Origin of the sequence: Mucilaginibacter sp. Mucisp86 (assembly GCF_047324315.1) — a bacterium.
GTDB lineage: Bacteria > Bacteroidota > Bacteroidia > Sphingobacteriales > Sphingobacteriaceae > Mucilaginibacter.
In genome coordinates, this window is the sequence record NZ_CP168503.1 from 5,709,164 (window position 1) to 5,728,129 (window position 18,966).

The 18,966-nt window shown below is 42.6% G+C and carries 14 protein-coding genes; 5 read left to right on the forward strand and 9 right to left on the reverse strand.

Going from position 1 to position 18,966, the window contains the following annotated elements; translation table 11 throughout:
• Position 1 precedes the first annotated feature (1 nt).
• Complete coding sequence (tsaB, locus tag ACEN9X_RS23920) at positions 2-694, forward strand: tRNA (adenosine(37)-N6)-threonylcarbamoyltransferase complex dimerization subunit type 1 TsaB (protein WP_413667521.1); 693 nt, start codon at positions 2-4, stop codon at positions 692-694.
• On the opposite strand, the gene ACEN9X_RS23925 is transcribed toward tsaB, so the two are convergent.
• Positions 691-2,142 (reverse strand): DUF5723 family protein, encoded by a 1,452-nt coding sequence (locus ACEN9X_RS23925; RefSeq protein WP_413667522.1) that lies wholly within the window; start codon positions 2,140-2,142, stop codon positions 691-693. The two genes, tsaB and ACEN9X_RS23925, sit on opposite strands and share 4 nt — an antisense overlap.
• Positions 2,143-2,275: 133 nt before the next feature.
• Complete coding sequence (locus ACEN9X_RS23930) at positions 2,276-3,865, reverse strand: hypothetical protein (protein WP_413667523.1); 1,590 nt, start codon at positions 3,863-3,865, stop codon at positions 2,276-2,278.
• A gap of 86 nt (positions 3,866-3,951) precedes the next feature.
• On the opposite strand from ACEN9X_RS23930, the gene ACEN9X_RS23935 reads away from it, so the two are divergent.
• On the forward strand, positions 3,952-4,341 hold the full coding sequence (locus tag ACEN9X_RS23935; RefSeq protein ID WP_413667524.1) for a DUF423 domain-containing protein: 390 nt from the start codon (positions 3,952-3,954) through the stop codon (positions 4,339-4,341).
• A gap of 6 nt (positions 4,342-4,347) precedes the next feature.
• On the forward strand, positions 4,348-6,837 hold the full coding sequence (gene priA, locus ACEN9X_RS23940) for a primosomal protein N' (protein WP_413667525.1): 2,490 nt from the start codon (positions 4,348-4,350) through the stop codon (positions 6,835-6,837).
• Positions 6,838-6,978: 141 nt separating this feature from the next.
• On the opposite strand, the gene ACEN9X_RS23945 is transcribed toward priA, so the two are convergent.
• From ACEN9X_RS23945 to argB, 4 genes are all read right to left on the reverse strand, one after another.
• On the reverse strand, positions 6,979-9,789 hold the full coding sequence (locus ACEN9X_RS23945; protein WP_413667526.1) for a prolyl oligopeptidase family serine peptidase: 2,811 nt from the start codon (positions 9,787-9,789) through the stop codon (positions 6,979-6,981).
• Positions 9,790-9,929: 140 nt separating this feature from the next.
• Positions 9,930-11,306 carry an aspartate kinase gene (locus tag ACEN9X_RS23950; protein WP_413667527.1) on the reverse strand — a complete coding sequence of 459 codons (1,377 nt, stop codon included), beginning with the start codon at positions 11,304-11,306 and terminating at the stop codon, positions 9,930-9,932.
• A 196-nt stretch (positions 11,307-11,502) separates the two neighbouring features.
• Positions 11,503-12,321 (reverse strand): pyrroline-5-carboxylate reductase, encoded by an 819-nt coding sequence (gene proC, locus ACEN9X_RS23955; RefSeq protein WP_413667528.1) that lies wholly within the window; start codon positions 12,319-12,321, stop codon positions 11,503-11,505.
• The gene (gene argB / locus ACEN9X_RS23960) at positions 12,318-13,163 is read right to left on the reverse strand and encodes an acetylglutamate kinase (protein WP_413667529.1); all 846 of its coding nucleotides are present in this window, start codon (positions 13,161-13,163) and stop codon (positions 12,318-12,320) included. Before argB ends, proC begins: the two co-directional genes overlap by 4 nt.
• 204 nt (positions 13,164-13,367) lie before the next feature.
• Between argB and ACEN9X_RS23965 the strand changes: the two genes are divergently transcribed.
• Together ACEN9X_RS23965 and ACEN9X_RS23970 are read left to right on the forward strand one after the other, a co-directional pair.
• Complete coding sequence (locus ACEN9X_RS23965) at positions 13,368-14,666, forward strand: NAD(P)/FAD-dependent oxidoreductase (RefSeq protein ID WP_413667530.1); 1,299 nt, start codon at positions 13,368-13,370, stop codon at positions 14,664-14,666.
• A gap of 42 nt (positions 14,667-14,708) precedes the next feature.
• Positions 14,709-15,956 carry a cation:proton antiporter gene (locus tag ACEN9X_RS23970; protein WP_413667531.1) on the forward strand — a complete coding sequence of 416 codons (1,248 nt, stop codon included), beginning with the start codon at positions 14,709-14,711 and terminating at the stop codon, positions 15,954-15,956.
• Between the two features lie 141 nt (positions 15,957-16,097).
• Here ACEN9X_RS23970 and ACEN9X_RS23975 read toward each other — a convergent pair whose 3' ends face one another.
• From ACEN9X_RS23975 to ACEN9X_RS23985, 3 genes are all read right to left on the reverse strand, one after another.
• Positions 16,098-16,706, reverse strand: a complete 609-nt coding sequence (locus tag ACEN9X_RS23975; RefSeq protein ID WP_413667532.1) for an FMN-binding negative transcriptional regulator — start codon at positions 16,704-16,706, stop codon at positions 16,098-16,100.
• Positions 16,707-16,787: 81 nt separating this feature from the next.
• The gene (locus ACEN9X_RS23980; RefSeq protein ID WP_413667533.1) at positions 16,788-17,735 is read right to left on the reverse strand and encodes an N-acetylornithine carbamoyltransferase; all 948 of its coding nucleotides are present in this window, start codon (positions 17,733-17,735) and stop codon (positions 16,788-16,790) included.
• A gap of 82 nt (positions 17,736-17,817) precedes the next feature.
• Positions 17,818-18,945 (reverse strand): aspartate aminotransferase family protein, encoded by a 1,128-nt coding sequence (locus ACEN9X_RS23985; protein ID WP_413667534.1) that lies wholly within the window; start codon positions 18,943-18,945, stop codon positions 17,818-17,820.
• Between the last annotated feature and the right edge of the window lie 21 nt (positions 18,946-18,966).

Consider the following 18,966-nt stretch of genomic DNA (forward strand, 5'->3'; position numbering starts at 1 on the left):
TATGAGCCTGATACTTCAAATAGAAACAGCAACAACATCTTGTTCGGTAGCCCTTGCCCGTGTTGGTGAGGTTTTGGATTTTAAGGAAATAAATGCCCGTAATATTCATGCCGAGGTTATTACAATTTACATAAACGAACTGCTGAATAATACAGGGATAAGTTATAATGATCTTGATGCTATTGCTGTAAGCAGTGGCCCCGGTTCTTATACCGGTTTGCGGATAGGCGTGTCTACCGCTAAAGGCTTATGTTTTGCTTTGGATAAACCCCTGATAGCTATTGAAACCCTTGAGGCTATGGCTGACGGCGTTATTAATAACCCCGGCTTTTTCGCTGATGACAAAACGTTGCTATGCCCAATGATTGATGCGCGCCGGATGGAGGTTTATACCGCCTTATTTGACGCATCGGGTAACAGGGTACGTGAAACCGCAGCTGATATTATTGATGAAAACAGCTTTGCTGATTATCTGTTGCATCACAAAATCATCTTTTTTGGCGATGGCGCCGAAAAGTGTAAAGACGTATTAAGCAATAATGCTAATGCGATGTTTTTAGATGATTTTGCCAATTCGGCAATTTACCTTACCGAAAGGGCTGCTCAAAAATTTGCCGATGGTAATTTTGAGGATGTAGCTTATTACGAACCTTATTATCTCAAAGATTTTATAGCCGGAAAAAAAACACTTTAATTATTGGTTTTAAAGATCCGGCCAAATAAACGGCCAAAGAAACCTTTTTCACCCATAGGGATGTAGCTTGAATTCATGGGGTGCTCAATTACCCGCCCAAATTTAAGTGAAAAACCCAGGAATACATCAGCTCCGGTATAGTTGCCCACGCGATTTATTTGATTAGTATTGCCCAAAGCTGCAAAGGCAAAACGGCCGCTGTTCAGTAACCGTTCGGAGCCGATAAAAAATTCGGCATTGGGTGATTTTACCATAATTTGCGCACCGAGATTAAAGAATTTATAATCATCATAGGTTGCCGATAAGGTAGCTACGAGGTTGTTTTTTTGTATAGAGTTAACCAATGCGCCTGTAAAACCGGTGTCAAACATTTCTTTTTGGGCTACAACAGTTGGAAAATACCTGAATGTTTTTTCATCATCAAGCCAATAGCTTTTAGATACGCTCAGCTCGGCTTTGGCATTGGTTTTTGTGCTAAAAGAAGTAACCATGCCATTGCCTCTAACTAAAGCATAAACCGCATTGTAGATATTTTCTTCCCTGTGTTGGGAGGTGATATCGGCTATATTGGTTGTATTATCAAAATCAGTAATGGTTGAACGTTTATTCCAGTGAATAAAACCCAGGTCTTTTATATTGCCTTGTATAAGTATGCCATCTTCGGTTCGATAAGTAGCACCCATAGATATCGAAGCGCCCGGATTGCGAAGCGTTGGTAAAAAATCACGACCATCCAGGCGGCCGGGCACATAGCTTCTGTAATAACGCCCCTTCATATAAACGTCGGCATTGTCGTTGTTTGGGTCAACCGGATCCCTGTTAATTTGCAGGCTCGACTCGTCCACATCAATTTTATTATATTGAACACCTGAAAGGTAACTTAGCTTAAAACCTATTGCCAATTGTTTGTTAATCTGTTCGCGATAAGAATAACTTAACTGATCATACATCTGCAACTTGTAATGATTGTTAAATATATTATTGTAGTTGTTGTAGGCGAAATTTGAGGGGCCATCAAGAAAAGCTACTGATTCGTCAGTAGCGAGAGCTTTGCCTTCCACTCTTGTTTGGGCCGAAAAACCCATTTCCACATTCCCGTTCAGACTTGTAAAAAACTTAAGCATTATTAAATAAGCATTGGCATTAACATTAAAATGGTTAAGCGCATTTTTGCCAATGTGCAGCGATGAAGTATTATAGTACGCAGGTTTTCCAAACGCGCGGCTTTTAAGCGGCCGCTGAATATCGCCGGTTAAAAAAAGATTGGCGTCAAAATTAGGTATCAAAAAGTTGAACGCTACTGCCCTGCTCGAATCCGGGATAAAGGACCTTTGTGACGGGTTTTCAAAAGAATCATACAGCGTGCCCGTATTGTATTGTGAAAATTGTTGAGCCGACACAGATAAAGAACAAAGGGTTAAAAAGAGAATAGTAAAGATCTTATTCATATTATAGCTCACACACCTCCACTCCGGATTATTAAAAAAAGCCAAAGTTGATGCCGGTAAAGTTTATTACAAATTTCTATTTGTATTGTTCTACGAAATCGGCCGGGTATTGTTGTGTAAACACACAACAAATTTATTTTTTTAGTGAGCTGGTGTCGGGAGCGTTCAGGCGCATGCAGAAATTGGTGTAAAAATTCTTATCAGAAGCAGTGAGCTGAAAAGCTGCGCTATAATAGTCTTTCCAACCGGGGCTGTTATTTTCAAAAGCGTCGTAAAAAGGTTTTTTTAAATCGCGCTTTAATACAGGCTGCATGTTTTTAAAGTTGATAAAGTACGCTACGTTACTTCTTTCGGCCAGTAAATTATCAAATTGTGTATACTGATCTGTTTTGCCGATGAATTTCCGGTTAAAGTAGGTATCGTTATAACTCTCCAGTTCGGATACTGATGTAGCAAGAATAAGATAGTTGTCGATAATCATAAAGTACGGCTTCCTGAAAACGCTGAAAGCATCACCCAATAAAAAGAAAGGCAGCTTTTCATAATTAAACTGGCCAACCTTATCGGTCACCATATTGCTGATATTCATCATCAGCGGAAACAGCCTTGAGCCATCCTTAACAGATATAATGGCGAATTTTTCAAAATAGCGCGTTGTAACTATCGCAAACTCGTTACCAAGCAGCTTTTCAAATTCCGGTTTTATAAACAGGCCCGCTTCTGATTTTACTTTGGCTAAAAGTTCGTTTTTTTCCTTGCTCACACCTGCTTTATCATGCCATTGCGAAAGATCGGCCTCGAATTTTTTAGGGTCCGAAACAGCAAAACTGATGCTATAGGCCGTAGTGGCCGGGAAAATGTCTTTCAAATGGTTCTCAACCGGTTGCTGGGTCGAATAGATGTTCAAATAGCTGGTAGCATTATTTTGCTTAGTTGTAAAGCCGTTAAACATCAACGCGTCGCTTTTATAATTCAGGTTTAATGCGGCGTAAGCCGGTAGCATCCGGAAACTCTTAAAAAGATCGGTAGTTTTATTAATGAACAACTGATCAAAAAGCGGGTTAAGCTGGTTATAGTTGATATAAAGGTTTGCCAGCGAATTGGCGTTTTGCTGCTCGGGCAGCGGTACAAAGCCATTTTGGCCTTTATCCTGTTGGTATATGGCGCTATGGTCGACCAAATCTTTTGAAAAGCTGCCCGAAAATATATTGTCGCCTGTTTTTATGATGTAGAAATGTTTGTTTAACGGTTTGACGAAAATATTATACCCCTGGCTTGCGGCTATCTGCATCGGTGCTATTTGTAAACTGTTTTTGGCCACGCCGGTTAAGTTATTAAACATGGCTGCCGAAAAGTTTTTTGATGCCGAGGTAGTTACAAGCAGGTCAACATCGTCGGTATGCGTTGGGTGAATAGAGATAAAAATGTTTTGACCGCTAAAAAACTGGCTGAGCTGCGGAGAAGCTATAAGCAACTTGCGTAATGTATCAAGCTCGCTTAATTTATCATGCCCGGCAAACGCACTGAGGAGTTTGTTACCTGCAAAAATCTCATAAAATCCTTTTTCGTTAGTAAACTCAAATACCGCAACGGCATTATCAGGAATAGCATGCATAACCTGCCCGGTACGCACTCCCGGCGGACTCAAATTTTTAAAATATAACACCGTTACAAGCACGGTAGCTATAATTAAAAATATAGTGGTTACTATCAGTCGTTTCATAGCAGGGGTGTGCAGCAAATATAGAATTTTACCCCACGGCGTTAAAGTAATACTTTCAATTGGTTAACTTAGCTTTTTATATCTGCATGAACAAACAAATAATTATTACTGCTTCGTTTTTAGGTATGCTGGCCGTTATAACCGGCGCTTTTGGCGCACATGGATTAAAAGCTGTGTTAACGCCTTCACAGCTTGAGGTTTGGCATACCGCTGTTCAATATAATTTTTACCATGTTTTTGCCTTGCTATTCCTGGCTGCCTTTGCAGGTAACAGGGACGGTGGGCTGATATCTGCCGCGCATTATCTTTTTACATTTGGCATCATCCTTTTTTCAGGGTCGTTATACTTGCTTTCCTGCCGTGATTTGCTTGGCTGGAACTGGCTTGTATTTATGGGGCCAATTACACCTATTGGTGGTTTATTGTTCATACTGGGTTGGCTGATGCTGGCCTTAGCCGCTATCCGCAACAAATAATACTGCATGTTAGAGTTTGCCGAAATTGAACATACCGACCGCGAAACACTTTTTGCCGAAGTGATTTTGCCCCTGGCTATTTCAAAAAACTATACTTATCGGATACCTTACGAGCAAAACAATGCTATTGCTATAGGCAAAAGGGTGGTGGTGCAGTTTGGCAAAAGCAAACTGTACACAGCAATTGTTAAGGAAATAGGCAAGCTCGCCCCCGAAAAGTATGAGGCCAAATATATCATCGAAATATTGGATGACCGCCCGGTTGTAACGCCAAAGCAGCTTGAGTTTTGGCAGTGGCTGGCCGATTACTATATGTGTAACATCGGTGAGGTGATGAATGCTGCGCTACCGTCGGCATTAAAACTGGCCAGCGAAACCCGCATAGTGCTTAACCGTGAATACGAGATAGATAAAGCTACACTTCATGACAAGGAGTTTTTAATTGTTGAAGCTCTTGAAATTCAGCCAGAGCTTACTATTAGCGATATTACCAAGCTGTTAGGGCAAAAAACTGTAATGCCGATATTGAAGCTGATGTTTGAGAAAAATATCATCAATATATCCGAAGAAGTTAGTGAACGCTACAAGCCCCGCAGACGCACGTTCATTACCCTTAACCCGGTTTATAATAACCAGGATAATTTACGTGAGCTATTCCCCATACTGGAAAAACGTGCACCTAAACAGGCGGATGCTTTACTGGCCTACATTAAGCTGTCGCGCCATCAAAAAAATATAACCAAAAACGAGCTTATTGAAGAGAGCGGGGCGGGCGAATCAAGTATTAAATCGCTCATTGAAAAAGAAATCTTTTTTTCGGAAGATAGGAGCGTTAGCCGTTTGCATTTTGAAGGAGAAGAGGGCGAAGGAAATAACTTCGAGTTGAGCGAGCAGCAAACCGGGGTGCTTCAAAGCATTCGTGAGCAGTTTAAAGAGAAAGATGTGGCCCTGTTACATGGCGTAACCTCATCGGGCAAAACACAGTTGTATGTAAGGCTGATAGAAGAGATTGTACGAAATGGTAAACAGGTGCTTTACCTGCTGCCCGAAATTGCGCTCACAACGCATATCATCGAACGTCTCAGGGCATATTTTGGTGCTGACATTGGCGTTTATCATTCCCGCTTTAATGATAATGAGCGGGTAGAAGTTTGGCAAAAAGTTTTAAGCGGAGAGTACAAGATTGTGCTTGGTGCCCGTTCGTCGGTGTTTTTACCGTTTGCTGATCTGGGCCTGATCATTGTTGATGAAGAACATGAAACCTCTTACAAGCAATTTGACCCGGCGCCGCGCTATAATGCACGTGATGCAGCTATCTTTTTAGCCAACATGCACCAGGGTAAAGTGCTGCTGGGTTCGGCTACGCCCTCTTTTGAAAGCTACTACAATGCCCGCACACATAAATACGGTTTTGCCGAATTAACTGAACGCTTCGGAGGCGTTGAACTGCCTGATGTGCAGGTGGTAAGCATCGCGCATGAAACCAAACAGAAAACTATCCAGTCGCACTTTACCAGTGTGTTGATGGAGGGGATAAAACAGGCGCTTGAAAATAAAGAGCAGGTGATTTTGTTTCAAAACCGCCGTGGCTATGCACCTATCCTGATGTGTAAAGTTTGTGCTTACACGCCTAAATGTATCAATTGTGATGTAAGCCTAACCTATCATAAAAGCAGCGGCAAACTGCATTGCCATTACTGTGGCTATAAGGAAGATACACCATCCATTTGCCCGGCCTGTGGCTCAACCCATTTGGAATACAAAGGCTTCGGCACCGAAAAAATAGAGGACGAGCTGAGCGTTTTATTGCCCGAAGCCCGGATTGCCCGTATGGATTTGGATACCACACGGTCAAGAAACTCCCTACAGACTATCCTTAATGATCTGGAAGAAAAACGGATAGATATTTTGGTTGGCACCCAGATGGTAGCCAAAGGGCTCGACTTTTCTGATGTGACGCTCATTGGGATTATTAATGCGGATAGCTTGCTGAAATTCCCGGATTACAGGGCTAACGAACGCGGGTACCAACTCCTGTCGCAGGTGAGCGGCAGGGCAGGACGAAGGGGCAAACAGGGTAAAGTAGTAGTGCAAACCTATGATATTTATCACCGGGTATTAAAGCAAGTGATTGATAACAATTACGCCGATCTTTATTTTACGGAGATGGAAGAGCGGAAAAGCTTTAAATACCCGCCATTCTATCGTATCGTCAACCTTGATATCAAACATAAAAATCCGGATGTGCTTTATAACCAGGCCGAATATCTCGGCGCACGCCTCCGGGAGCATTTTGGCGAACGGGTGATAGGCCCGGAGCAGCCGCTCATCAGCAGGATCCGTAATTACTACATCAAAAGCATCATGCTTAAGTTTGAGAAGGATGGCATCTCCATCGTAAAAGCAAAATCTGTTTTACGGGATGTGATCACTCAATATTATACAACCAAGCTTAGCACCGGCAGTATTGTACAGCCCGATATTGATCCGTATTGAAGCGTTTAATCAGAAGCTTGTCGAAGCCATGTCATTGCGAGCGTAGCGCGGCAATCTCGTAGCCAATGCATATTCGATCTGCATAGCTACGAGATTGCTTCGTCGTTCTTCCTCGCAATGACATGTAGAGGAGAGATGTAATTACTTTTCCAACTCCAATCCCCAATCTTTTCCTTTATCAACAGCGGGTACGCCTTTATCCATCCAAACAGGCATTGGGGCTCCTTTTAAAAAGTGATCGAAAAATTGCTGCTCGCGGATAGTAATATCTTTCTTGTTTTGGCGCAGAACAAGGTTGTGGGCTTCGCCATTATATTGCAACAGCCAAACGGGCTTGCCTAAGCGGCGTAGTGCCGTAAACATTTCAATGCCCTGGTACCATGGCACGGCCCCGTCTGCATCGTTGCTCATGATCATAACTGGCGTTTTTACTTTAGGCAGCTGAAATAGGGGCGAATTTTCGATATATAGTTCCGGCTTTTCCCAAAGCGTTGCACCAATACGGCTTTGCGATTTTTCATATTGAAATTGCCTGTTCAAGCCAGATTCCCACCTGATACCGCCATAGGCCGAGGTCATATTGGCTACCGGTGCGCCAGCCCATGCCGCTGCGTACATATTAGTTTGGGTAATAAGATATGCCACCTGGTAGCCGCCCCAGCTTTGGCCCTGTATGCCGATATGCGCTGCGTCAACCCAAGCGTTTTTCTTTAGTGATTCAACGCCCGAATTAATAAACTCAACTGCCGAAGCTCCCGGATGCCCGGTTTGATAACTGATATCCGGTGCAAAAACCAGGTAACCATTGCTCACAAAGAAGGAGATAGGTAACCGGGATGGTGTGGGGGCAGGCGCTATATAATTAAAAAGCCCATCCGAAAGTTTCTCGTAGAAGTAAACTACCATCGGGTACTTTTTGGCCGGGTCAAAATCTTCTGGCTTATACAGGATGCCTTTTGATTGATAGCCTTTAGGTGTTGTCCACCTTACCAGTTCGGCAGTACCCCAGTTGTATTCGCTTTGCTGTGGGTTAATGCTGCTTAGTTTGATCTCTTTCTTCAAATCAGAAGAAAAGTAGAGATCTGGGGATTGTTTATAGCTTGCTTTGGTATAAATATAAGCATCGACATTTTTAGCTTTCAATAGGTTATCATAGCTCATCGGGGCCATGACGATCTTTTCGGGTTGATCGTTTGCTTCAGGGAATTTTCGAAAATATCCCCATTGTTTGGTTTCCTCATTTTGGGTAAGAAGCCACATCGGTTCTTTTACCGGGATAAATTTCTGCTCCGGATCAGTTTGATCATACCTGATGATGAACTTGTTTTTACGACCGATGCCTTTAGTAAAATTGAACGCATCGCCCGTTTCGGGATCAAAACGCCATATATCGTACCTGTCGTAAATAAATACGGCTTTGTCGCCCGCAGTCCAGCCTGCTAAACCATATGGTGAGGCGTATCCCGGTACATCGTTTAGCTCATCGCCCATTTTAGTGCCTGTTGCCTTGCTCAGGTTTATTTTTTGCCCTGTAGCAATGGTATAACAATACCAGGCTTGGTCTTTCATATCAAACCAAAGCACATAATTGCCATGCGGTGAAATATAATAACGCCCTATGGAAGCGTTGACAAGCCTGTGGTTGCCGCTTTTGGTATCAATTAAAATAGCCTGTTGTTTGGTACTGCCTTCCCACTGTGCGGCTACGCGGGCACCAGTATCCGTAACCCCTAAAACATAGCGTGCATCCTTGTTTTCGGCAGTTAATATCTCGGGAATGGCCTTATTGCCTAACTGAACGGTTTTGGTATTTGATTCCTCGGGCTTAATGACCGCAAGGTAGCTTCGCTTTAACTCGGTTTGCAGGTTTTTAAGCTGTTGTGGCTGCAAATAATCGTCTTTGTAGTTCCAGATATCCAGTTTGGCAACCTCAAAATCAACCAGGGTAGTATCTGCGGGTTTCGGGATGGGGGCAGTGCCAAAGAAAAGGTTGTTGCCACTTTTGCTGAAGCTTACTTTGCCATCACCGCTTACTGCCCAGTTATTGGGAATTCCGGCGGTGCCTGCTGATGCAATAACATCCGCACTATCTTTTGTTGTATTATAGTAATAAAGTTTAAAAGGTTTTACTAATACTTTTTCCTGATTCTTTTCAGCGGTAAATGCAATCTGTCTGCCGGCATCATCAATGCTGATATTATGATAATTGCCCCGGCCGGTACTCAACCGTTTAACTGTGTTTTTCTCAACTTCAAATAAATACAAGCCGGATGTAACCTCTTTTTGCTTGGCTGGTGCCGTTACCGCAAATGCAACCCATTTTCCATTTTTACTTACCTGGTATTCGGTAACATATTTGAAAGTTCGTTGGGTGCCGGTGTTTAGTTTTCTAATAGTTAAATCGGCGCCATCGTGGGTAGGAGGGGCAACGGTTACTGCAATAGCTTTTTTTGACGTATCGCTGGTAACGGGCTTTTTAACAGTATCAGCAGCTGCCAGATAAGCAACAACCGGCGCGTTCTCTGCTATTTTAAAGGAACGTATGGCCGCAACTTTGGTTATCGATGATGATCCCAAAGTAATTATGCCTAAGGTGTCTTTTGGAAAATCGGATTGTTTTTTCTTTTTGATTTTAGCCTGCCTTGTTTCCTGGTAAAACGGCCGGATGAGGCATACGGCAAACTTTGAATCTCCGGTTATTTTTACCGTATCAGCGCGGGGTATTTTTACTAAGGTTGTGTTTTTGCTGGTTTTGATAACAAGCTCTGCATCTCCCTGTTGTGGTTTTATTACATAACCTATCCATTTACCATCATTGCTGATGCGTTGACCCGCTATGCTTTGCCATCCATCAAAAACAGAATGATCTAAGGGTTTTTTAGGGGATTTTTGAGCAGATACATGAACCCCAATAGCCAATAACAGGCAAGCTGATAGTAAAAGTTTACGCATACAGGAAAGATGTCAAAACCTAAATATGCTGAAAACTTACGGCTTAATGAAATAAGCTACGGGAAAGTTACATTGAGGCGAAAGGTAAAAGGTTGTTTTATATTCCTATTTAACATAATGCCTTTCGCCTTTAACCTCGATTAGCACATCGCCTTGTTCAAAGCGCGGATAGCTTCATCGAAATCTTCACGGGCTATCAAAAACTGGATATTTACCATTCTTAAGGCAAAGCCGCCGCTTCTGATATTGATGCCTTTTTGAGCAAGAGCTGTTGCTGCTTTGGCCAATAAGCCCGGCTGGTCCATATTGGAACCAATCAAACAAACCATGGCTACTTTTTCGACAGTTACTTTTTCATAATTGTCTTCCAGTTCGCTGATCAGTTTTTTATTCAGGTCTTTTTCCCATATCACGATAGAAATGCTGTTAGCACTCGTGGCTTTAAAGCTGTAGCTGACACCAAACTTGTAAAACAGCTGCATGATGTGGAAATCGGTACCTACGTTACCCACCATTGATGGGTCGTAAATATCGATCATCACCACCTTCTCGGTACCGGTAATCACTTCAACGCGTTTTTTATCGCAAATGTACTCACGGGTGATCAGTGTCCCCGGGTGTTCTGGCTGGAACGTATTTTTGATCCTTAAGTCGATATCGTTTATTTCCAAAGGTTTTGATGCCTTGGGATGGATAGCTTCCATGCCTACATCGGCCAGCTGATCGGCAACATCATAATTGGTGTTACCTACCGGGAAACAGTTTTCAACACCAACCAGTTGTGGGTCGGCAGTACAAAGGTGGTACTCCTTGTGAATGATGGCCTCCTGTGGTTCAACAGCAACTGCAATTTTGCTGAAGGTAACTTCGGAGTATCCACGGTCAAACTCACGCATGATGCCTTCGGTACCTTTGGCGTAGCCGGTAACAATGGTGATGGTTTTTGTAAAATCAATATGTGCCAGATCTTTTTTAATGCGCTGGTCGATAGTTAATGCACGGTGGTCATGAAATCCGCTCAAATCAACTAAAGTAGCGTTAATACCCATGTTTTGCAGGATATTCGTAAAGTTAAAAGCCGAATGACTTTCGCCTATAGATGCCAGGATCTCGCGGGCTGCCTGCAAAATGCCTTCTTTCCCTACGTAACCGGATGCCAGGATGTTGGCCAGGTTCTCAAGATAGGTTTGTGCATCCTTAATCCTTGTCTCAATGTATTTATCGGCTTCGGCAACGTTAAGACCAAGGGTTTCATACGTTTTATTGATCTGCTTTAAACGGGTAATCAGTTGCTTTAAAGGTGTATGGAAATCCTTGTAGTTGGCAAGCTTATGATATACGCCGGGGGCACCTGTCTTTTTGTTTTCGAGCAGGAGATTGGTTACCCCCGAAAATGCTGATACTACAAATATGCGGTTGTAAAGTTGGTCACCGCTGCGTTCAAACAGGATGATGTTTTTGATCACATCACCCAAAGCGGTCATGGATGTACCGCCAATTTTTTCTACTGTTAACATTTTATACTGAAAAGATCAACAGCCAAATACCATAACTATACCAAAGTGCTGTAGCTATTTATAATTAATTGAATGTAAATAGCTTGTATCTGAACTGCTTTTTTTAAAATAACTCATTTTGATATACACTATCAAAACGATCGAAATATAATGATTAAAAAGCTTTGAGCCGTCTGCCTTAAGCTTTTTGCTTAAATTAACTGTCTTTTTTATACAAATCGCCCGCTTTTTCGGCAGATAAACGGATGCCCTTTATCATAGCCGAACTGAAACCGTGGTGCTCCATCTCGTTCAGGCCTGCAATAGTACAGCCGCTTGGCGAAGTTACCTTGTCAATTTCCTGTTCTGGGTGCGATGCTAATTGTAATAGCAGGTCGGCCGCACCTTTAGCAGTTTGTGCAGCCATTTTTAGGGCATCATGAGCATGGAAACCGATTTCTGTTCCGCCTTGTGAGGCAGCACGGATGGACCTTAAAAAGAAAGCGATACCGCAAGCGCAAAGAGCGGTGGCCGAGGTCATCAATTCCTCATTGATTTGTATGGTTACACCAACGGTATCAAAAAGCGATTTGGCCAGGTTGATGTTTTTATTGGTGCCGTTATCTGTGGCGATACAGGTCATGGAATGGCCGATAGCGATGGCAGTATTAGGCATAGCGCGAACTATCTGCACGTTTAGGTCGAGGTGCTGGCGAATATCGGCACAGCTAACGCCTGAGATAACGGAAATTAATAGTTGTTTATCCGGTTTTAACGATGGTTTAATTTCATCTAACAGTTTGTTAAGCTGTTGTGGCAGTACGGCCAGCACAATAATGTCGGCTTTACGCACGGCACGCAGGTTGTTATCAGATACATGATACCCTTGATCGGCAAATTGAGACAATGCGGCTACGTTGCGGCGTGTTAATGATATTTGCTGCGGCTTACAAATCCCCGATTTAACTAAACCTTTGGCTAATGACAGGCCTATATTACCAGAGCCTAATATTGAGATGTGCTGTTGAGAGTTCATGCGTTTTTCGTTAAACGTGTTCCAAATGGTTTGTTATCTTTCAATTGACCAAGATCATCTGATTTGCCAATAATCACAGCCTTTACTCCGCAAGCAATTGCGGTAAAAGCATTATCAAGTTTAGGTAGCATTCCGCTATGTATTATCCTTTCCACTTTCAGTTCTTCGTAATGCTGCGGGTCAATTTCCCTTATCAGCGATTCTTCGTCATTAATATCTTTTAACACACCTTTCTTCTCAAAACAGTATATCAGCGTGGTGTCATACAATCCAGATAAGGCTACAGCCAGGGCCGAAGCGATGGTATCAGCATTGGTATTTAGCAACTGCCCTTCACCATCGTGCGTAATGGCGCAAAAAACAGGGGTAAAGCCTGCTTCTAATAAGCGGCTTATATTTTCGGGGTTTATTGAATCTTTAACAATATCGCCCACAAAGCCGTAATCAATGGTTTTTACCGGTCGTTTAACCGCTTTAATAAAATTACCGTCGGCGCCGGTTAAGCCTATGGCGTTATTACCAAAGCGCTGCAATTGGGCTACAATATTTTTATTGATGAGGCCACCGTACACCATGGTAACCACCCGTAATGTTTCAATATCGGTGATGCGCCTGCCGTCAACCATTTTTGATTCGATGCCTAAATCTTCGGCCATTTGCGTGGCCACTTTCCCACCTCCGTGTACCAGGATCTTGAGGCCATCAAGCGCTTCAAAGTCCTTTAAAAAATGATATAGGTTTTCTGAGTTATCAATAACGTTTCCACCTATTTTGATTATATAAAGATCCTTATTTGAGGTTAATTTCCCCGTTTTGATATGATCTGTATCAATTTTGTCCATTCCAGCTGTCAATATAACTCTTTTAATGTCAAATTTCCACTTTTTTGAGCGGAAAACTGTTAAAATTACGAAAATATAGTGTGTTTTTTCAAAAATTGATTTAAAAATGAATAACTGAATTTGCAGTTTAAGTTTACAATTTGATTATGAAAGAATTAGTAATATTGGAAAACTTTAAGGGATCATCCTTGCTTATACCTATCTATGGAGCAAAAAAAGAATACCAGGCCGCGGGTGGCAATTATTGGGGGAGGATTTGGCGGCATCCAGTTAGCTAAGAAATTAAAAGATGCACCTGTTGATGTGCTGATGATCGATAAGCATAATTATCACACGTTTCAACCCTTATTGTACCAGGTTGCCGGGGGCTCCATAGCTGCCGATTCAATCGGTTTTCCTTTACGGCGTATCTTTACGCGGCAAAAGAATTTTCGCTTCGCACTTGCAGAGGTGAAGAAGATCAATGCCGAAAGCAATACACTTGATACCGATATCGGTACCATTTATTACGACTACCTCGCTATAGCTACAGGCTCAAATACGAACTTTTTTGGCAATAAAGAGATTGAACATTTTGCCATGCCGATGAAAAACATTCCGGAGGCATTAAACTTACGGAGCCTGATCCTGCAAAATCTGGAGATGTCGCTGGTGTCTAAAGACCCGGAAGAAAAGGCAGCATTAATGACTTTTGTTGTAGTGGGCGGTGGCCCTACCGGTGTGGAACTTTCCGGTGCTTTGGCCGAAATGCGCGAGCTGATATTAATGAAGGATTATCATGGCCTGCGTAAACATAGCATGAAGGTTTATCTTGTTGAAGGTAAGCCGGACTTACTTGCTGCTTTTTCGCCCAAAGCCCGTGCAAAGGCCAAAAAATTTCTGGAAGATATGAACGTGACTATTTATAATAGTGTGCACGTAGAAAGTTATAATGGCTATTTGCTTAAAATAGATAATGGGACAACTATCCTTACCCGTAACGTACTTTGGGCGGCGGGAGTGAAAGGAGAAGTGCCGGAAGGAATTGCTGTCGATAACATTGCGCGCGGCAACAGGATCCTGGTTGATGAGTTTAATAAAGTAAAGGGCTATAAAAATATTTATGCCATAGGCGATGTCGCGGCTATGATCACCGACGAATATCCAAACGGCCATCCCGGTGTAGCCCCTGTAGCTATTCAGCAAGGGCAAAACCTTGGCGAAAATGTTTACCGGATGTTTGATCGTAAACCGCTGGTACCATTCAAATACAGGGATAAGGGTTCCCTGGCCACCATCGGGCGTAATAAGGCAGTGGCTGATTTGGGGAAAATTCATTTCCAGGGATTTTTTGCCTGGTTGGTGTGGGGCTTTGTACATATCATGTCGCTGGCAGGATTTACTAATAAGGGCATCATATTTTTTAGCTGGGCTATCAACTACTTCACCAAAAACAGCGATAACCGACTAATAGTACGTTTTTTTAATCCGGAGACCCGGATGACTGATCCAGAATCGAGATAAAAACAAACAATAGTCCTTTTAAATCCTTACTTGTAAGTATTTATGGATCTGTTTGTTGTAATTGCTTTACTGGTTATTGTAAGCGCGGTTTTCTCATACCTTAACGCGCGCTATATTAAGTTGCCGGGTACCATTGGTATTGTACTGTTGGCAACAATAGCTTCTATAACGATACTTATCGTTGATAAAGTCGACTCATCAATAGCCGGTTATCTCGGCACTCTTGCTAAAAATATCAATTTTTCAAAAGCCGTATTGAATGTGCTGCTTGGCTTCCTGCTTTTTTCAAGTTCGTTTAATTTGGATGGCCGGAAACTGAAGAAAGAAATGCGCCCGGTATTTGTACTAAGCACGTTAGGTGTTATTATTTCAACCGCTGTTTTTGGACTTTGGCTATTTTATGTGGCCCCCGTCTTTCATATCCATATGCCGCTGATCTACTGCCTGTTGTTTGGCGCGTTGATTTCACCTACTGATCCGGTTGCAGTATCGGCTATTATCCGTAATTCCAAACTACCAGCCAATTTGGAAACTATTATTTCGGGCGAATCGCTGTTTAACGATGGGATAGGGCTTATCCTGTTTGTGATTATTTTAGAAATAGCCCGGGTAGGCGAAGAAAAAATTGAGTTGGCTAAAGTAACGATGCTTATCATCAAGGAGATTATCGGCGGAATAGTAGCCGGAGCAATTTTAGGCTACATAGCCCATCGGCTTATGCATTCGGTTAAAGATTTTCAGACTATTGTGCTGATCTCCCTGGCCCTGGTGATGGGATTATCGGTATTGGCAGTATTACTTAGTTTTTCACTTCCGCTGTCAGTAGTTATAGCCGGATTATTTGCAGGCGGGCAATCCATTAATCAGGATAATAAAGAAAAATCGCATGAGGCATTGGAGAAATTCTGGAAGCTGGTTGATGAGATTCTGAACACGATTTTATTTGTAATGATAGGCCTGCAACTGGTTAATTTGCCTTTCGTAAATAATTACTGGATTACAGGGAGTGTTTCTATCGTTACTGTTTTAATAGCTCGCTGGCTAAGTATTATGCTGCCGCTCACGTTTTTAAGGCATACGCTTAAGGTAAACTACAGCAATATCAATATCATGACCTGGGCGGGCTTGCGCGGGGGGATCTCAATAGCTCTGGCATTGTCGCTTCCCAATACGCCATACAGGCACCTGATCCTGTCGGGAAGTTATTTTATCGTGATATTTTCGGTGATTGTACAGGGGCTAACTTTAAACAGAATGATCAATAGTGCTTCCAAAAAGATAGAAGAATAAAACATTCTATAATTCTGCCACGGGTTTAGCGCAGCGTAACCCGTGGTTAGCCATGGTTGAAGTTTTTAACTTCAGTAGTTAAGTTGAAAACTTAACTGATATGTCCCACGGGTTACGCTGCGCTAAACCCGCGGTAGTTAATTATTTAAGGCGCGACATATATTTAGCAATCTCTGCCTCGGTAGTATCTTTGCTCTTATCCAGCGCTTCAATGATGTTTTCCCGTTCCACTTCAGTACGATTTTGACTGAGTTTCTGTTTGCCTTGCAGATCGTTAACAATGATCTCAAAGGCCACAATGCCTTTCATCATCCGTTGTTTATACTCATTAGGAAGATTATTCCATTGCGTTAGGTAATCAGCTTCATAATTGCTGATCATCTGCGCTAACAAATTAGCAGTTTGTTCACCTTCAGATAATATCGTGGCTTTGCCGTAAGCATGCACTGCAATGTAGTTCCAGGTGGGAACATTAGTTTCCTTTTCGTAATGTTTGGGCGATATATAAGCGTGGGGCTCAGTAAATATCACTAAAACCTCTTTTTCAATAATTTCAGTAGCCTGCGGATTTGCCTTAGCAAAATGTGATGACAATACAATTTTATCATCACGCTTACTTACCAAAAAGGGGAGGTGAGTAGCAAACGGAATATTATCAGTAGCCGTTACGATTGTAGCAAAGCTATAGCGCTGCATAAAGCTGATAGCTTCCTGCTCATCCGTTAACTGGAAGTGTTTTGGCGTGTACATCTTGAGAAAAGATTTAAGAAGGGAAGAAACAAGAGTCAAGACAAAGGCTGTCTGACTCCTGTTTTATATAGAGTATTTTACTTACAAACTCTCCAGCATTTGTTTTAGCACAGCCTGGGCCGCCCAAACGCGGTTGCCAGCCTCATGTACAACGATTGAGCTTGGTCCGTCTAATATTTCATCAGAAAGTTCCAGATTACGGCGTACAGGCAAGCAATGCATTACTTTAGCATTATTGGTTTGCTCCAGCTTTTTATTGGTGAGCATCCACTCTTCGTGTTTGCCCAATATATTACCATAAGGCTCATAAGCTGACCAGTTTTTTACGTAGATGAAATCCGCACCGGCTAAAGCTTCGTCCTGGTTGTAAGTGATGTTTGCACCCTGGGTAAAATCGGTACAAAGCTCATAGCCTTTAGGCTGAACGATGGTAAAGTCAACATCGGCCTTGCACATCCATTCAGAAAATGAGTTTGGAACAGCCTGCGGCAAAGGTTTGATATGCGGGGCCCAGGTTAATACCACTTTAGGACGTGCTGTTTTCTTTAGTTCTTCGATGGTGATTAAGTCGGCAAGGCTTTGCAGCGGGTGGCGGGTAGCTGATTCCAGGCTTACAACCGGAACTTTGCAAAACTCAACAAACTTATTGAAAATCATTTCGCTGTAATCTTCCTCACGGTTCCTCAAACCAGGGAACGAACGCACGCCGATGATATCAGCATATTGCCCCATAACACCTGCTGCCTCACGGATATGCTCAACGGTGGTACCGTCCATGATCACGCCGTCGCGGAGTTCAAGCGCCCAGCCTTCTTTGTCGATATTAAGCACCATCACATTCATGCCCAGATTGATAGCAGCTTTCTGTGTACTCATGCGTGTACGAAGACTTGGGTTTAAGAACACTAAGGCAAGCGTTTTATTTTTACCAAGTTGCTGGTGCGCAAAGGGATCCTGCTTAAGCGCCAATGCCTCTTTTACAAGTGCGTTAACATCAGCTACGTCATTAACAGAAGAGAATAGTTTCATGAACTTTACAATTATTGGGTGAGTTGTTCTGCTATTTATTTTTTAAGTCTCCCCCCTCAGGGGGAGATTTAGAGGGGGCGTCTTATTGATTTAAAACATTTACAAAAGCTTCCAGGAACCTATCAGCATGGGCCTTAGTTAAATTTAAAGCTGGTAATAACCTGATCACATTTGGCTTAGCTTCACCAGTAAATATGTGGTGCTTGTTCAGCAATTCTTTACGGGCATGAGCCAATTCTTCAGGTAACTCAATACCGATCATCAAACCACGACCACGAACTTCTTTAACCTGCTCCAGCTTGTTAAGTTCTTTTATCAGGTAACTGCCAACTTCGGCAGCGTTTTGCAATAGGTTATCCTGCTCAATAGTTTCAAGTACAGCTAAACCGGCTGCACAAGCTAAATGGTTACCACCAAAAGTGGTACCTAACATGCCGTAAGCAGGTTGTATTTTAGGTGATATAATGATGCCACCAACAGGGAAACCATTACCCATACCTTTGGCCATGCTGTAAATATCAGCATCTACCCCAGCAAAGTCATGAGAAAAGAATTTACCTGTACGACCGTAACCGCACTGTACCGAATCGGCAATGAAAACGGCATTGTACTGGTCGCACAATGAGCGGATTTTTTGCAGGAAGCCCTCAGGTGCTACCTGGATACCGCCAACACCCTGGATACCTTCGATAATTACTGAAGATATTTCGTTGTTTTTGAATGCCTCTTCCAGCGCGGCCTCGTCAGCCCAAGGCAAAAAGATCACATTATCGGTTTCATTGATTGGGGCAACGATCTTAGGGTTGTCGGTAACAGCAACCGCCAAAGAGGTACGGCCGTGGAATGACTTACTGAAAGCGATAACTTTCTTCTTTCCGTTATAAAAAGAAGCCAGTTTTAAAGCATTTTCATTGGCCTCGGCACCAGAGTTGCACAAGAATAACTGGTAATCTTCCTTGCCGGAAACCTTGCCTAACTTTTGAGCTAATTCTTTTTGAATAGGGATCTCGATAGAATTAGAATAAAAGCCCAGTTTATGCAGCTGGTCTTCGAGTCTTTTTACATAATGCGGATGGGTATGACCAATAGAGATCACTGCATGACCGCCGTACATATCTAAATACTCGGTATCCTGAGCATCGTAAACCAGGCTTCCCTGACCACGGGTTATATTTATATTATTTATAGGGTATACATCAAACAATTTCATTGTTGTAGAGATAAAATGGCA

Excerpts from the sequence above, each read along its gene's own strand:
- tsaB (WP_413667521.1), top strand. The coding sequence starts at position 2 with ATGAGCCTGATACTTCAAATAGAAACAGCAACAACATCTTGTTCGGTA.
- ACEN9X_RS23925 (WP_413667522.1), bottom strand. The coding sequence starts at position 2,142 with ATGAATAAGATCTTTACTATTCTCTTTTTAACCCTTTGTTCTTTATCT.
- ACEN9X_RS23930 (WP_413667523.1), bottom strand. The coding sequence starts at position 3,865 with ATGAAACGACTGATAGTAACCACTATATTTTTAATTATAGCTACCGTG.
- ACEN9X_RS23935 (WP_413667524.1), top strand. The coding sequence starts at position 3,952 with ATGAACAAACAAATAATTATTACTGCTTCGTTTTTAGGTATGCTGGCC.
- priA (WP_413667525.1), top strand. The coding sequence starts at position 4,348 with ATGTTAGAGTTTGCCGAAATTGAACATACCGACCGCGAAACACTTTTT.
- ACEN9X_RS23945 (WP_413667526.1), bottom strand. The coding sequence starts at position 9,789 with ATGCGTAAACTTTTACTATCAGCTTGCCTGTTATTGGCTATTGGGGTT.
- ACEN9X_RS23950 (WP_413667527.1), bottom strand. The coding sequence starts at position 11,306 with ATGTTAACAGTAGAAAAAATTGGCGGTACATCCATGACCGCTTTGGGT.
- proC (WP_413667528.1), bottom strand. The coding sequence starts at position 12,321 with ATGAACTCTCAACAGCACATCTCAATATTAGGCTCTGGTAATATAGGC.
- argB (WP_413667529.1), bottom strand. The coding sequence starts at position 13,163 with ATGGACAAAATTGATACAGATCATATCAAAACGGGGAAATTAACCTCA.
- ACEN9X_RS23965 (WP_413667530.1), top strand. The coding sequence starts at position 13,368 with ATGGAGCAAAAAAAGAATACCAGGCCGCGGGTGGCAATTATTGGGGGA.
- ACEN9X_RS23970 (WP_413667531.1), top strand. The coding sequence starts at position 14,709 with ATGGATCTGTTTGTTGTAATTGCTTTACTGGTTATTGTAAGCGCGGTT.
- ACEN9X_RS23975 (WP_413667532.1), bottom strand. The coding sequence starts at position 16,706 with ATGTACACGCCAAAACACTTCCAGTTAACGGATGAGCAGGAAGCTATC.
- ACEN9X_RS23980 (WP_413667533.1), bottom strand. The coding sequence starts at position 17,735 with ATGAAACTATTCTCTTCTGTTAATGACGTAGCTGATGTTAACGCACTT.
- ACEN9X_RS23985 (WP_413667534.1), bottom strand. The coding sequence starts at position 18,945 with ATGAAATTGTTTGATGTATACCCTATAAATAATATAAATATAACCCGT.